Origin of the sequence: Flavobacterium sp. NRK1 (assembly GCF_024054175.1) — a bacterium.
Lineage (GTDB): Bacteria > Bacteroidota > Bacteroidia > Flavobacteriales > Flavobacteriaceae > Flavobacterium.
The window spans coordinates 832,123-846,524 of sequence record NZ_JAMXLA010000001.1; the positions used below are offsets into that span (position 1 = coordinate 832,123).

Consider the following 14,402-nt stretch of genomic DNA (forward strand, 5'->3'; position numbering starts at 1 on the left):
CCCTTTCATTATTATGCCAAGTGGTAAAAAAAGAAAAAGACATAAGGTAGCTACGCACAAACGTAAAAAAAGAGCGAGAGCTAACCGTCACAAAAAGAAAAAGTAGTTTAATACTACTTTTTCTCGTTTTTGAAGATTTTTTAAGTTCATTGAAAAAAAACGGATTGAAGTTTAAAAGACTGAAAGCTGAAGATTTAGCTGCAAAGCGCACTAAATATTGAGGCTAAAATTTAAAATTGCAATCCTATGGGTACTCAAATACCTGTAAATTAATGTTTAATCCATCTGCTAAAGTTGATGGTTAATAGTTGTCAGTTGCCTGGATTCGTCCGGCAGCCATCAACCAGTAACCAAAAACCAATTGCGGATAAAAATGTACAGTGTGAACAAGGAACTAATTATTCGATCTGGTTCTGAAGCCGTAGATTTTGCCTTATTAAAAGATGGAAAACTAATTGAATTACACAGCGAGCGCGAAGATAAAAACCAATTTTCGGTTGGAGATATCTTCATAGCTAAGATCCGCAAACCCGTGGCCGGCCTTAATGCCGCCTTTGTAAATGTAGGCTTTGAAAAAGATGCTTTTTTACATTACCACGATTTGGGTCCTAACCTGGCCTCCATGATGAAATTCATAAAACTTGTAAGCGCAGGTAAAGTAAAAGATTACTCACTGAAAAACTTTCCTTTTGAAAAAGAGATAGATAAAGACGGAGCCATTGGCGATGTACTTAGTGCAAACCAGTCTATTCTTGTTCAGGTTGTTAAAGAACCCATATCTACCAAAGGCCCACGCATAAGCTCAGAGCTTTCACTGGCCGGCAGATATGTAGTTTTGGTTCCGTTTTCAGACAGGATCTCTATTTCACAGAAAATAGAATCTAAAGAAGAAAAAGACCGCCTTAAAAGACTCGTGCAGTCTATCAGACCAAAAGGATTTGGAGTTATAGTGAGAACGGTAGCCGAAGGCAAAAAAGTAGCCGAACTGGACAAAGACCTGCAAAATTTGCTGGACAAATGGACAGGGATGTGCAAACGTTTGCCAAGTGCCCATCATCCGAGCAAAGTACTGGGAGAAGTTAACAAAGCTTCCTCTATTCTTCGCGATGTATTTAATGATACCTTTACCGGTATTTATGTGGATGATGAGGATTTGTACTACCAAACAAAGGACTATCTGCAGGAGATAGCTCCTCAAAAAGCGAGTATCGTTAAACACTACCAAAGTAAAGAACTGCCGTTGTTTGAAAAATACAACATAGAAAGGCAGATAAAAACCTCTTTCGGTAAAACGGTATCAATGAGCAAAGGCGCCTATTTAATTATAGAGCATACTGAAGCACTGCACGTTATAGACGTAAACAGCGGTAACCGCTCTAACAAAGCCCTTAGCCAGGAAGATACCGCCCTTGAAGTAAACCTTATAGCCGCTGCAGAGATTGCGAGACAATTGCGATTAAGAGATATGGGAGGAATTATCGTAGTAGATTTCATAGACATGGGAAATCCTGACAACAGGAAAAAACTCTATGATTTTCTGAGAGAGGAAATGAGTGACGATAAAGCAAAACACAAGATCCTGCCTCCGAGTAAATTTGGACTGATCCAGATTACACGGCAAAGGGTAAGGCCTGAAGTAAATATCAAGACAAGGGAAGAAGACCCTAACAGGGTTAACGGCGAAATTGAAGCCCCTATACTTGTTATTGACCGCATAACGGCCGACCTGGAAAGAATTATGAAAACCCACAAAAAAATAGTGCTTAATGCACACCCTTTTGTGGCCGCTTACCTTACTAAAGGTTTCCCTTCTATACGCTCAAAATGGTTTTTTGAGCATAAGAAATGGGTAAAAATTATACCACGTGACGCTTACACGTATTTAGAATACCGCTTTTTTGATAGCAAAGGAGACGCTATCGCAGAATAACAAAAACCGCCCCAGCTAAGCTGAGGGCGGTTTTTTTATTTCATTTTTTGTACAAAAAAACGGGAAGGCGGAATATATTTCCCAAACATTTCTTAAAGACAAAATATTTTTTTCAAAACAGAGTTATATAAAAAAATACAACCGCCATGAAGAATTATATACGTTTGTTGTTATTACTGGCTTCGGCTAATTTTTACGGCCATGACCTGCAAAATTGCGGACTGGATAACAACCCAATACTTACCGATGAGGAAGCGGCTTTTTTAAATGCTTATTTTGATGAAGAAGACGTTGACGGTTTTGATTTTAAAGGTAAAAAAGTGCTAATTGTTACCGGAAGCGAAGGTTCAAGAATTGAACCTAAAGCAGAATATTTTAGAGATATAAAACAGCGTTTACAGCAAGCAGGGCTTCCGATAGCATCACTGCCTATTCCGCTTACACAAATGGAAAAGATACAATCGGGAGGGTATGATGCCGTTATTACCCATTGGGTGAACGAACCTCTGACTAAAGAAAAAAGAAAAAATATTATAGCAAGGCTGGCTTCAGGTATTTGGGAAACGTTTAATAACTAATCGCTGCGTAGAAATAAATTATACAAACTTTATTTCCTTACAAAAAAGTTAACTATAGCCTTTCCCCTGGCAAAATCCTGAGCATTATACCAAAAATCTATCCGTTTAATATTTCGATCAGAACCTTCAATATCCATCATTTCGCTCTCTCCGTTCTTAGCTATTGTAACCGGCATATCTAAATGCTGAATATCGCCCTGATCGTAAGTTATTTCAATTCGTGAAATAGTGATAGGCATATTCCTTACTGTAATTTTAAGCTTTCTGAAATTTTGAACATCACCTTTTACAGCAACTCCTTCATGATCGGTAGCCTTTGTTACTGTAGCCGTACCTAAATCTACCCATGCCCCGGCATTATCAGATATGTGTGAAATTATATTCTGAACGCTCACAGCACTCATAAAAAAATAGCAAACTACTAATAAAGATTTTGTTTTCATTGGTTTGTACTGAGAAAATTAAGGGTGGCAATTTAAAATAAAAATAATTAATATTTAGATAATAAAATGCAATTATTAACTATTTAACAAAACTATAAATAATCTATCCTTGACATTCAATCTATTTATTCCTCTCATAAACTCCTAACCGTCTTTTTGTATCATCATTTTGCATTTTTGTATAACAGCCCGCTCCCCCCCTGTAAATAACTTTGTATCATTAATATTAAACAATACAAAATGTCTAAAACAATTTTTATAACAGGTGCTTCACGAGGATTCGGACGCATTTGGGCAGAAGCTTTTCTTGAACGTGGTGATAAAGTTGCCGCAACAGCCAGGAATATTGAAACCTTAAACGACCTAAAAGAAAAATATGGTGATGCTGTTTTGCCAATACAATTAAATGTAGATAACAGACATCAGGCGTTTGATGCTGTTAATAAAGCGGCATCACATTTCGGATCTCTGGATGTAGTAATTAATAATGCCGGCTACGGACTGTTTGGAACTATTGAGGAAGCAAGCGAAGAAGAAGCACGCCAGCAAATAGAAACTAATGTTTTTGGTTTGCTGTGGGTAACCCAGGCTGCATTGCCTATAATGAGAAAACAGGGCCATGGCCATATCGTTCAGTTATCGAGCGTGTTGGGAATATTTACTTTACCGGTTTTAGGAATATACAACGCTTCTAAATTTGCAGTTGAAGGATTAAGTGAAACACTGGCACAGGAAGTTAAAGGATTTGGAATTAATGTTACACTTGTAGAACCAAACGGTTTCAGTACAGACTGGGGAGGTTCTTCTTCTATTCACAGCCAGTCAATAGAAGCTTACGATGGTGTTAAGAAAGCATTTAATGATGGTATAACCGATGATGCTTTTGGTTTACCTGAAGCTACAGTACCGGCTATTCTTAAGCTTATTGATGAGAAAAACCCTCCGCTTCGTTATTTCCTTGGTAAAGTAGGACTCCCTACAGCTAAAGAAGTATATAAAGCTCGTATTGCCGAATGGGAACAATATGCCGATGTAGCTACTGCTGCACATGGTAAATAAGACCTATGTTTTTATTATATTTACTGTACTATTTGCCGTTTACAGGCAAATGGTACAGTTTAATTCCTTAATGCTATGAACCATTTTAAAACCATCAGTGAATATAATCGGCATAACGGTTTCCCACCACCTGAAAATCCATTAATTAGCCTCGTAGAATGCAGAAAGATAGATGCGTGCAGTTTAAGCCGTGAAGAATTTACCGGCGACTTTTATATGATCATGTTTAAAAAAATGAAATCGGGCGTTATTGTTTACGGCCGTACAAAATATGATCATGACAATGGTTCGCTTTCTTTTATAAAACCGAGACAGGTAATGCAGATGGACAATATTGAACTTGAAGAGAAAGGTTTTATCATTTTTGTGCACGAAGATTATTTTGCAGGGCATAACCTGCATACAGAGATAAAAAAATATGGCTTTTTTGAGTATGAAACTAATGAAGCATTGCACTTATCTGCACGAGAGGAAGAAATTGTATGGGATCTGTTTTACAAAATGCAGAACGAATACAATAACAATGAAGATGAGTACAGCAGAGAAATAATGCTGACACATATAGATTCTATACTTAAATACTCCCAGCGTTTTTATAAACGGCAGTTTATAAACCGCACGCAGTTATCGGGCAAAACCGTATCCCGTTTTAATGAAGTATTATCAACCTATTTTGAAAATGGCCAATTAAAAGATAAAGGCTTACCAAGTGTAAAAGCAATGGCCGATCTTTTAAATACGTCACCGCGTTATTTAAGCGATTTGCTTCGGCAGGAAACGGGCAAAACTGCAATAGAGCTTATACATATTTTTTTAATAGGTGAAGCTAAGAATATGCTACAGGCAACAGGGAACTCAGTTTCTGAAACCGCATACTCTTTAGGCTTTGAAAACCCACCTTATTTTTCACGTCTTTTTAAAAAAGAAGTAGGGCTGACACCTGTTGAATTCAGAAAACAATTTTTAAATTGATACTTAACCGCCAAAAGGCGGTTTTTTATTGTCTTGTTTACCCCCTTTACTTGTCATTGATGCACAGTCAGAATTATATGTATTAACGTTAACTTTGATTTCAATCAATCAAAAAACGAACAGGTTATGAGAAAACTAACTGTTTTTAATTTTATAACGCTTAACGGATTTTATAAAGGCCCTGATAATGATATTAGCTGGCATAGGCATGGCACAGAAGAAGCTGAGTATTCTGAAAAATCCTTACGATCAGACAACATGTTGCTTTTCGGGCGTATAACTTATGAAATGATGGCTTCATGGTGGCCCACTCCTATGGCTGCCGAAGCTTATCCTGAAGTTGCCAAAGGAATGAATAATGCTGAAAAAATTGTGTTTTCTAGCATTATTGAAGATCCGAAATGGAATAATACAAAAGTAATAAGCGAAAATATTGTCGAACAAATACGGGAATTAAAAAAGCAACCCGGTAAAGACATGACAATACTAGGAAGTGGCTGTATAGTATCTCAATTTGCCGAAGCAGGCCTGATAGACGAATATCAAATAATGATAGATCCTGTAGTTTTATGTTCGGGAACGCCTATTTTTAACGATATGAAACAAGGAATGGTTCTTACGCTTACAAACAGTAAAATTTTTAAAAGTGGTACAGCATTACTAATTTATAAGCCAGGTAAATAAGCATAGCTTCAATCCCATATCATTCACTCACAATTTCAACCCTTCTTCTTATTTCATTACCAGATTCATCTGTTATGGTGAGTATGTATTTACCAGTAGCTGCATTTACAGGCATTTCATGAAAAGTCTGGGTTTCGCCTAAATATTTCCTGCCAAGATACCAAAACAATCGCGCATTTGCCGAAGAATGGGCAGCCCTGAAAACTACCGGCTGTATATTTCCGTTAAAATCTTTCGTAAGGTATATTTTACCGTTTTCTTTAGGATAAATAAAATCCATGGCACTGCCAGCCGTAGTTTCACAGTCGGCACGAAAAGGTGGTAAAGGCATATAATCTATATGCAGGCCTTTATAATACCATTCCATAACCGGAGGCAGCACAAACCATGATCTGGCTATCATATTATCTATACTTTCACAACTACTGTTTACTCTATATTGCCCCGTTGGATCAAGATGTACGAGTTTGTGATAAGGACAAACAGTAGTTTTTCTTCCGTTTAAAGGTATCCACTGCTTGGCTACAGGACAATGTTCACCTGCTAAATGACCGCTTAGCGAACATATCTCTGCTTCTTCAAGGTCATTATAAGGTGTCGCAAACCATTTAGAACGCGGCAACGTATTAAATACATCAAACAATATAGGTGCAGCACTACCCACACCGGTAAGCGATGGCCTACCCTCTCCCGACGCATTACCTACCCACACACCAACCACATATTTAGCACTTGTGCCTATAGCCCAGGCATCTCTGCTGCCAAAACTGGTTCCTGTTTTCCAGGCTATTTCCAACGATGAATCATAAAAACGCCATGCTTCATCGCCTGCCGGCCTGTTTACTTCTTTCATGGCATTATAAGTAAGCCATATTGACCCTGCTCCTAACTCAGGTTTATTAAATACCTCTTTACTAAAATCAGCTTTTTTAGTACTGTCCCAATTAAGTTCGGCAAATTCGTTGGTGTGGTATTTTGCCTGCGATGCATTAAAATGATTTATTGTTCCGCTTAACCCTGCATAGGTTCGGCATAAATCCCATAAATTACTCTCAGCACCACCAAGTATAAGCGATAGCCCGTAATGATTAGGCTGCTTATTAATATCATGTAATTTAAAATGCTGCAACTGCTCATAAAAACGATATACACCAAAATCTTTAAGCATTAATACAGCAGGTATATTAAGCGAACGCGATAATGCCTTTTGCGCCGGAACAGCACCATCGTAAGTCAGGTCAAAGTTCTTGGGTGTGTATCCTGCTATTTGCGTAGGTACATCAGCCACGAGAGTATTGGGCAAAATTTCTCCTGCATCAAGCATAGAAGCAAAAAGTAACGGTTTTAAAATACTTCCCGTACTTCGGGGAGCAGGAATAATATCTACATCTTTTTGATGCGCCCTGTCTGCAGGCGAGTTGCCTACATAGGCAATTATATTGCGTGTTTGCACATCTACAACTAATATGGCAAGGTTATGCACCTCTGTTTGCTTATATTCCTGATAGTAACGCGCCGCAATTTGATTTACTCTTGCCTGAAGCTGGTTTTTTATGGTTGTTTTTATGCGTTGCCCTTCCCTAGTCTTTGCTATGTTCTGTAACAGGTGAGGAGCTGCCTGTGGTAACCTATAGGGCTTTTGCGGTAGGTTTTCCTGTACCGAAAGTTCATAAGTAGTTTTGTCTATTACTTTTTCTTCAAAAAGCTTTTTAAGCAGACGGTTTCTTTTATTAAGTAAAATTTGCTGATTCTTACCTGGGTATATTAAACTGGGAGCATTTGGCAATACTGCAAGTGTTGCGGTTTCTGCCCATGATAGCTGATACGACTGAACACCAAAATAACGCCATGCAGCCATTTCCAGTCCTACTACATTACCTCCATAAGGTGCATGAGCTGCATATAGCCCTAATATTTCATCTTTACTATGGCGAATTTCAAGCCGGGTAGCCAAAAGCATCTCTATAAGCTTCTCAAAGTAACTTCGCTTTTTACCATCGCGGGAAAGACGTATTACCTGCTGAGTAAGTGTACTTCCGCCACGCACTACTTTACCGGCATTATAATTTTGCCGCATGGCTTTTACAATAGCTACAGGGTTAAACCCCGGATGACTGTAAAAATGCTGGTCTTCAAAATAAACAATGCATTTTTTAAATTTATACGGAATACTGTCCTGCGCAGGAAAACGCCATTGTCCGTCACGAGCTATACGCGCCCCTAGCAATTCGCCTTCTCGGCTTTCTATCACTGTTGAATAAGGCTCCTGAAAAAGTATCTGTGGCAGACAAAAATAATAAACTACCAAAAACACAATTGTTATGGCAGTTTTAATTTTGTTGGATCTTACCCAATTGAAAACATACTGCTGCAAGGTGAATAAACCCTTGTAAATATTGCCAAAAAATACAGCAAGCTTACTTTTCATTATTATTTACCACTTAAATCACCCCGCTCTACAGCCACCCCTCCAAAGGAGGGGAAACGTAAGCATATTAATTAATTTCTAACTTTATCGCACAACCTTAACCCATTGTCCTTTAGTTCTTGCCAGGAATGAGTGATCATACATTGCTTCACATTGTATACCCGGTAAATAATACGTACCCGGATAACTGGCATTCAGCAATATTCTGAAAGTTTTAGTTTCATTCGCTTTTAGCGGGAAGTAGAAATTAGTCCTGTCATCTTTAATATCAGTATAATCTACATTGTTCTCGGCAAAGTTTCCGAAATCGGTAAACCTTGTATTCACAATTTCCCAACCGGATGGTATTATCTGTGTAAGCGCTACATTCTCTACTCTTTCACCTTTAGTATTGCTAATGGTTACTTCGGCAATAAATTCAGTACCCTGCGCTAATGAAGACGGATTAATTGTATTGCCGCCCCTGTCTTTAAATACTATACCTGTAGCAAGTCCGCGTTCTTCAGTAAGTTCTTTCCCAACAGGTAATATACCGCTATATACCACTTTTACATATAGTGTAGATTTCTTATTGTTTTTAATGGTTACTCTGGTAACACCCTTAACATCAAGAGTCCTGTCGGCAAAGGTTTTTGGCGTAGTTATAGCTTGTGTTTTACCATTGTTGGTATAACTTACATCAATACCTTTTGAACCATTACTTTGGGCAAACTTAGACATCGCGTAAAGGCTGTATGCTGTTGTTTGCGTACTCATCCATTGGTCCGACGACATCTGTTTTGCCAGTTTAAGTGCCATAGGAAAAGCTTTTTCTTTTTGCCCTAATATGATAAGGGTTTCCAACGCCATAGCCCTGTTTCGTGCCTCAGATCCGTAATAATAATACCTGTAAGAACTATCCTCAACATCAAGGCTGCTTTGTGCCAGCAATTGTTGCCCAACTGCTTTTTGTCCTGCAAGGGCGTATGCCGCAGCAAGCCTTAACCTTGACTCGTTAGATATACCCGCAGTTTCTCTTAATCTGTTCATAGATGAAAGATCGGGAGCACCTGCCAAAGCTAACGTATATAACCTGTATGCCTGGGCAAAATCGTTATGATAGCCATCATTATATCGCCACTGCCTTGCTGTTTTTTGCTGGTATTGCAGCCATTGTTTTTTAACGTTAAGCGGAAGCGCATAACCCTTTTTCTCTGCTTCAATTAAAAAATGCCCTGCATAGCTGCTTCCCCAGTCGTCAGGGGTAAGGTTACCCTGCCAGTAGGCAAACCCTCCGCTTGCTACCTGAAACTGCGATAGTTTTTGTATTCCTGCTGTAACATTGTGCTGTATCTTCTGCTTACGCCCTGAGTCTATGTCGGCAATATCTGCAATGTATAATTGCGGAAATACTGAAGAAGTGGTTTGTTCTACACAGCCGTGCGGATATTGAATAAGGTAATCCAGCCTTCTGTTGAAATCTATAGACGGGAAAGACGATACTTCGAGTTTAGCTACATTGCTCCCTGCCACACCAAAATTATCCCAGTCTATTGTAGCCGATTTTCCTTGCTCAAGAACGATCTCTTTATAATTATGTGTTACGGGGTTAGGATTCACAATATCAAGTTCAACATCATAGCTTGCCTTAGCATTGCCTGATGTGGCTGTTATGGTTACCTTACCAATACCTGTAACATCATTTACTTCAAGATCAAAATAGGCTACCTTCTCATCCGGACTTGCAAAGCTTACCGTTTGCTTAGATGAACCCAGTATTCTAATACCATTATTGGTTTTTACCTGAAGTAACACATTTTTAATTTGATTTTCCATTGCGAAAACCGTAACCGGAAGTGTTACTTTTTCTTTCGGCGTTATTTTTCGCGGTAACGATGCAAGCAACATTAACGGACTGCGTACAGGTGTCGCTTTTTCGGCCATACCATAAGCACTAAAGTCGGTATTGGCAGCAACAACCATAGTACGTACAGAACCAATATATTTCGGCAGTTTTATATCGTGCAGCCTGGTTTGCCCCTTACCAATGGTAAACGGACCAAAATACATTACCACTGGCTTAAACCTATTGGCTTTTTTGGCTTTTCCGCCTCCAAGATCGGCATCGCCACCAATACTGAAAACCTGATTTATTTTACCTCCATAAGCACCTATAACATCATCATAAATATCCCATGTTTTTACCCCAAGTGCTTCCTTGGCATAAAAAGCATCCCAGGCATTCGGTGTTTTAAAACGGGTAAGATCGAGCAGTCCTTCGTCAACTACCGCAAGGGTATATGTCATTGGCTTACCGTTTTTCTCACTCACTTTTATAGTTGTTTTTTGTTCCGGCCGCAATACATCGGGCATTGCTATTTGTGGTTGCAGAATTGTATTTTTATCTACCACCTCAATAGGCACTATACCGTAAAGACGGATTGGCGAATCATTGGCCGTTGTTGCATGCGGCTGTAATAACGTAATATGTATATATACATTAGGAGCCATTTTTCCCGTTACCGGGATTTCCATCTGGGTTTCTCCTTTTTTTGTAGGCACCCAATAGGTTTGCACCACTTTAGATCCGTTTTCCAGCGAAACCAGTGCGCGTCCGCCTTCACTGGATGGGAAAGACACAACTGCCCTTTCGCCAACATTATATTTTTCTTTGTCGGTAGTAAACATTAGCATTGCTGCATCATCACCTCCGGTATTACGGCTTCTCCCAGACCACCAAGGGTAGTCTATAAGCACTGTTTCTCCTGCAGAGTGGCCTCCTTCTACATCAGTAACACGAATAAGATACCTGCCCCATTCTTCTTCTTCGGTCTTAAAATTAAAAGAAGCTTTACCCGAAGCATCAGTTACTACTTCCTGATAATAAAATGGTTGGTTAGAAATAGCAGTGCTATATGATGAAGCCCCGTTATTAGACTGATCCCACCACCAGCGCCAGCTAACTTTATATACTCTTACTTCAAGCTTTCGCGATGCTTTTGGCTGTCCTTTTTCATTTACAGTAGCTACATCAAAACGATTTGATTTTCCCGTTTCAAGCATACCGTATTTATTACCCTGAGGTACTTTTAAACCTACATAAGTAGTATAAGGTGAATAGGTAGTAGTTATAACATCTGTGCTAAAATCGCCTCCCTTTTCATAAGCCTTAGTAATAATAGCTGTTTTAAGCATACCGGGAGCGCGTGACTGCAATTTGGGCTGAAGCGTTACCACAGCGCTACCATTATCATCAGTTTTACCGGAGAATATATTAACCTCTTCACTACTAAAATCCTGAGCAGGATCATCAAAAACATAATTAAGGTAACCTTTAAAGCTGGTTGTTTGTTTCAGGAATTTTGCCTGCATTTCCAGTTTAAGGTCTTTTGCAACAGCACCATGTAACCATGTTACGTTAACCGTACCTGTGCTTTTTGTATTTGCAGAAAGCGTTTTACCTTCAAAGCTATTTTTTATTTTAAGCCTGTTTGGCTTAATGGTTTCTATTTTTATGCTTTTATAAAAATGTGCTCCCCCAACGGTTACCATTGCTTCCCAATTTCCTGTTAGGTAATTGTCTTGTGTTGGTACAATAAATTTAAAGTGATTTTTCTGGTTATACGACTGTACAACCTGATATACCATTTTACCGTTAGGATCGCTAAGCCTTAACTTAACCGGGTGTGATGCCGGCAGTTTATCGGCCTTATCGTTAAGTATAAAACCTATAAACAAAGTATCGCCCGGGCGCCATACACCCCTTTCGCCGTAAATATAACCTTTAAGCCCTTTTTCAAGCTGGGTACCATCTACATCAAAACTACTAACCGATTTAGAGTTACCATCATACAGCTTAACATAAGTTGTATTATTATCTTTTTTTACAATGGCAAAGTAACCGCCTTTTCCGGCATTAAAACTTACCGTTCCTTCAGCACCTGTTTCGGCAGATCCTACTTTTTGCCGCTGATAATTATAGATATCTACTTTTGCGCCAACAATAGGCTCTGTAGTAGTAATGCTGGTTACAGCAAAAAAGTAATTATTTAAAGCACCGCGTTTTGCTACAACACCAAGGTCGCTGGCAAGAACATTAGTGCTAACTTTTCGCTGATACGTTACATAATAGGAGTTACTGCACGGATTATCCCTTTGGTTCCAGTCATAATCACCATCATAATAATCATAATCGTCATATTCCGAAAAATCCTGATAGGCTTCTTCATCCTCATCTTCTTCTTCTTCTTCGGCTTCATCCGCTGTTTGTTTGACATCTGCGTCATCATCGCATTTGTATAATGAATAGGCTTTTTTTATAGACATCTCCACACGGTATATAGCCCCTTGTTCCGGTTTTATAAGTGTAGCCAGATCTAAAGAAAACGCATTCCATTTTCCATAATTCTTAGTCTTGTCTGCATTCAGCACCAGTTTTGTTTTAGCCACAGGCAATGCTACCGAACGCATATTGTAGTTACCATTAATCTCATTCTGCTGAAGGAACTGCATTACATTATTTTCAAAAATGCGATACACCTTAACATCTACCGCGCTTAGGTTTACGGTTTCAAAACCCAGTTTAAGATTACTGGATGCAGGGAGTATAGTACCGCTCTTTAAAAAGCGTACTTCGGGCTTCATCTGCTCAAAAAGCACTTTCTCTGTATAGGTTTTCTTTGTTTTAAAACCATCTTCACTTTCAATACCCTGAAACACCTCTACCAAAAAGCTGCCGTTAAGCGGTTCAGCAGTAAACACTTTTAGCAGGTTGCCATCTACTGCATATTTAAGATTCGATATGTTTTCTATAGCCACAAGACCCGAAAAATCCTGATCTTTTCGTAAAGGATCAGAAAAATTAATAAGCAGTGTTTGATTATCACCACCCTGGGTGGTAGTGCTTATTACCTTAAAATTATCTTTACCTGGTATCTCAAAATCTTCGCTGCCTTCTCTTTCAACATTTGCATCTTTACCATTCCAGCTAATTTTAACCTTACTATTTTGCACTTTACGCTCTATGCTGTCTATAATAAAATAAAATTCGGTTCCTGTATTACCAGCCTTACCATTAAAACGTACCGGCAGTTTCCTGCCTTCCTGCCCGGCAGATACAATCTTTTTTGCAGTAGCCAAATCCATCTGGTCACTTGTTTTTAGCGTTCCGTTAAGGTACTGCCAGTCCCTGTTATACGATTGCAGATCCTGCACCGTTACCAAAAAATCCTGTTTTATTGTTTTTACCCTGAAGTTAAAATCAGCAAGGGTATTTGGCAGTTCTATTAATTTGGAAAGATGCAGTGTAACGCGGTATTCGGTATCCTGATCGAGCTTTTTTGTGGGACGGAAGGCTACAATGTTTCCGGGTAAAAAAACCACCTTACCATCAGCCGAAGGCGATATTGAAAAATAATTCTTATCCAGTTCCTGGTTTTCCTGCCATTCCTGTTTTGTAAATGCCAGCCCTACCTGTATGTCGGCTTTTGTAGAAATTATGCCTGAAGAAAAACTTGAAATATAATCCCTGTAAAGAGTATAGTCCGAGTCAAAATCTTTACCTGATTGTCTAGAACAGGCATAAAACAACACTGTGATAACTGTAAGGTACAGCATCAGTTTAAAAGTTTTCATACTAGGTTGGTTTTGATGGTTAAAAGAATTATTTTTCGGTATCTTATTTAACGCTATAACTAAGAACACTATATTATTATTGCAACTAAATCGTTATAAATTTTAACAGTTTTAAAAATAATTTCAAAACCCTTTAATTCACTATATTTTATACACTTAGCCCCTTCGCTGTTTAAAAAAATCTTTTACTAAAGCGGCACATTCCTGCTCCATAATACCAGTAACAATTTCTGTTTTCGGATGGAGCTTCCCTCCCATAGTCCTGTATCCTCTATGTTCATCGGCAGCACCATATACCACCCTTGTTATCTGGCTCCAGTATAAAGCACCGGCACACATCTGGCAAGGCTCAAGCGTTACATATAATGTACAATTGGCTAAATATTTACCTCCTAAAAAATTAGCAGCAGCGGTAACCGCCTGCATTTCGGCATGGGCAGTAACATCATTAAGCAATTCTGTAAGATTATGTGATTTTGCAATTACCCTGTTATCTACTACTACAATTGCACCTACAGGTATTTCACCTCTGGTAAAAGCTTCCTGAGCTTCCTGCAGTGCTTTTTTCATGAAATACTCGTGAGTAAAAATATTATCCATAAAAACAAAAATACGATTTTGATTACAAAGCCCTGAAAATAAATCTTTAAATTTAACATACGATTTGTTCCCATTGATGCGTTAGAATTTAAAAC

Annotated in this window: 9 protein-coding genes; 5 read left to right on the plus strand and 4 right to left on the minus strand. The window is 38.7% G+C overall.

The features are described from left to right. Nucleotides 1-373: 373 nt before the first annotated feature. Together NHE85_RS04035 and NHE85_RS04040 are read left to right on the plus strand one after the other, a co-directional pair. Nucleotides 374-1,930 carry a ribonuclease E/G gene (locus NHE85_RS04035; protein ID WP_252809902.1) on the plus strand — a complete coding sequence of 519 codons (1,557 nt, stop codon included), beginning with the start codon at nucleotides 374-376 and terminating at the stop codon, nucleotides 1,928-1,930. 146 nt (nucleotides 1,931-2,076) lie between these two features. Further along, on the plus strand, nucleotides 2,077-2,508 hold the full coding sequence (locus NHE85_RS04040) for a hypothetical protein (protein WP_252809903.1): 432 nt from the start codon (nucleotides 2,077-2,079) through the stop codon (nucleotides 2,506-2,508). A 29-nt stretch (nucleotides 2,509-2,537) separates the two neighbouring features. Here the strand turns inward: NHE85_RS04040 and NHE85_RS04045 are convergent, their stop codons facing one another. Further along, the gene (locus NHE85_RS04045) at nucleotides 2,538-2,951 is read right to left on the minus strand and encodes a hypothetical protein (RefSeq protein WP_252809904.1); all 414 of its coding nucleotides are present in this window, start codon (nucleotides 2,949-2,951) and stop codon (nucleotides 2,538-2,540) included. A gap of 240 nt (nucleotides 2,952-3,191) precedes the next feature. On the opposite strand from NHE85_RS04045, the gene NHE85_RS04050 reads away from it, so the two are divergent. The 3 genes from NHE85_RS04050 to NHE85_RS04060 all read left to right on the plus strand — a co-directional run bounded on the left by NHE85_RS04050 (nucleotide 3,192) and on the right by NHE85_RS04060 (nucleotide 5,666). Further along, complete coding sequence (locus NHE85_RS04050; protein ID WP_252809905.1) at nucleotides 3,192-4,010, plus strand: SDR family NAD(P)-dependent oxidoreductase; 819 nt, start codon at nucleotides 3,192-3,194, stop codon at nucleotides 4,008-4,010. Nucleotides 4,011-4,085: 75 nt separating this feature from the next. Continuing rightward, nucleotides 4,086-4,982 (plus strand): AraC family transcriptional regulator, encoded by an 897-nt coding sequence (locus NHE85_RS04055; RefSeq protein ID WP_252809906.1) that lies wholly within the window; start codon nucleotides 4,086-4,088, stop codon nucleotides 4,980-4,982. Between the two features lie 126 nt (nucleotides 4,983-5,108). Continuing rightward, complete coding sequence (locus tag NHE85_RS04060) at nucleotides 5,109-5,666, plus strand: dihydrofolate reductase family protein (RefSeq protein WP_252809907.1); 558 nt, start codon at nucleotides 5,109-5,111, stop codon at nucleotides 5,664-5,666. 19 nt (nucleotides 5,667-5,685) lie between these two features. Here NHE85_RS04060 and pbpC read toward each other — a convergent pair whose 3' ends face one another. The 3 genes from pbpC to NHE85_RS04075 form a co-directional block, all read right to left on the minus strand. Beyond that, on the minus strand, nucleotides 5,686-8,094 hold the full coding sequence (gene pbpC, locus NHE85_RS04065; RefSeq protein WP_252809909.1) for a penicillin-binding protein 1C: 2,409 nt from the start codon (nucleotides 8,092-8,094) through the stop codon (nucleotides 5,686-5,688). Between the two features lie 84 nt (nucleotides 8,095-8,178). Beyond that, a complete protein-coding gene (locus tag NHE85_RS04070; protein ID WP_252809912.1) occupies nucleotides 8,179-13,707 on the minus strand; it encodes an alpha-2-macroglobulin in 5,529 nt (1,842 codons plus the stop codon). A 156-nt stretch (nucleotides 13,708-13,863) separates the two neighbouring features. Continuing rightward, nucleotides 13,864-14,307 carry a nucleoside deaminase gene (locus tag NHE85_RS04075; protein WP_252809914.1) on the minus strand — a complete coding sequence of 148 codons (444 nt, stop codon included), beginning with the start codon at nucleotides 14,305-14,307 and terminating at the stop codon, nucleotides 13,864-13,866. Nucleotides 14,308-14,402 lie beyond the last annotated feature (95 nt).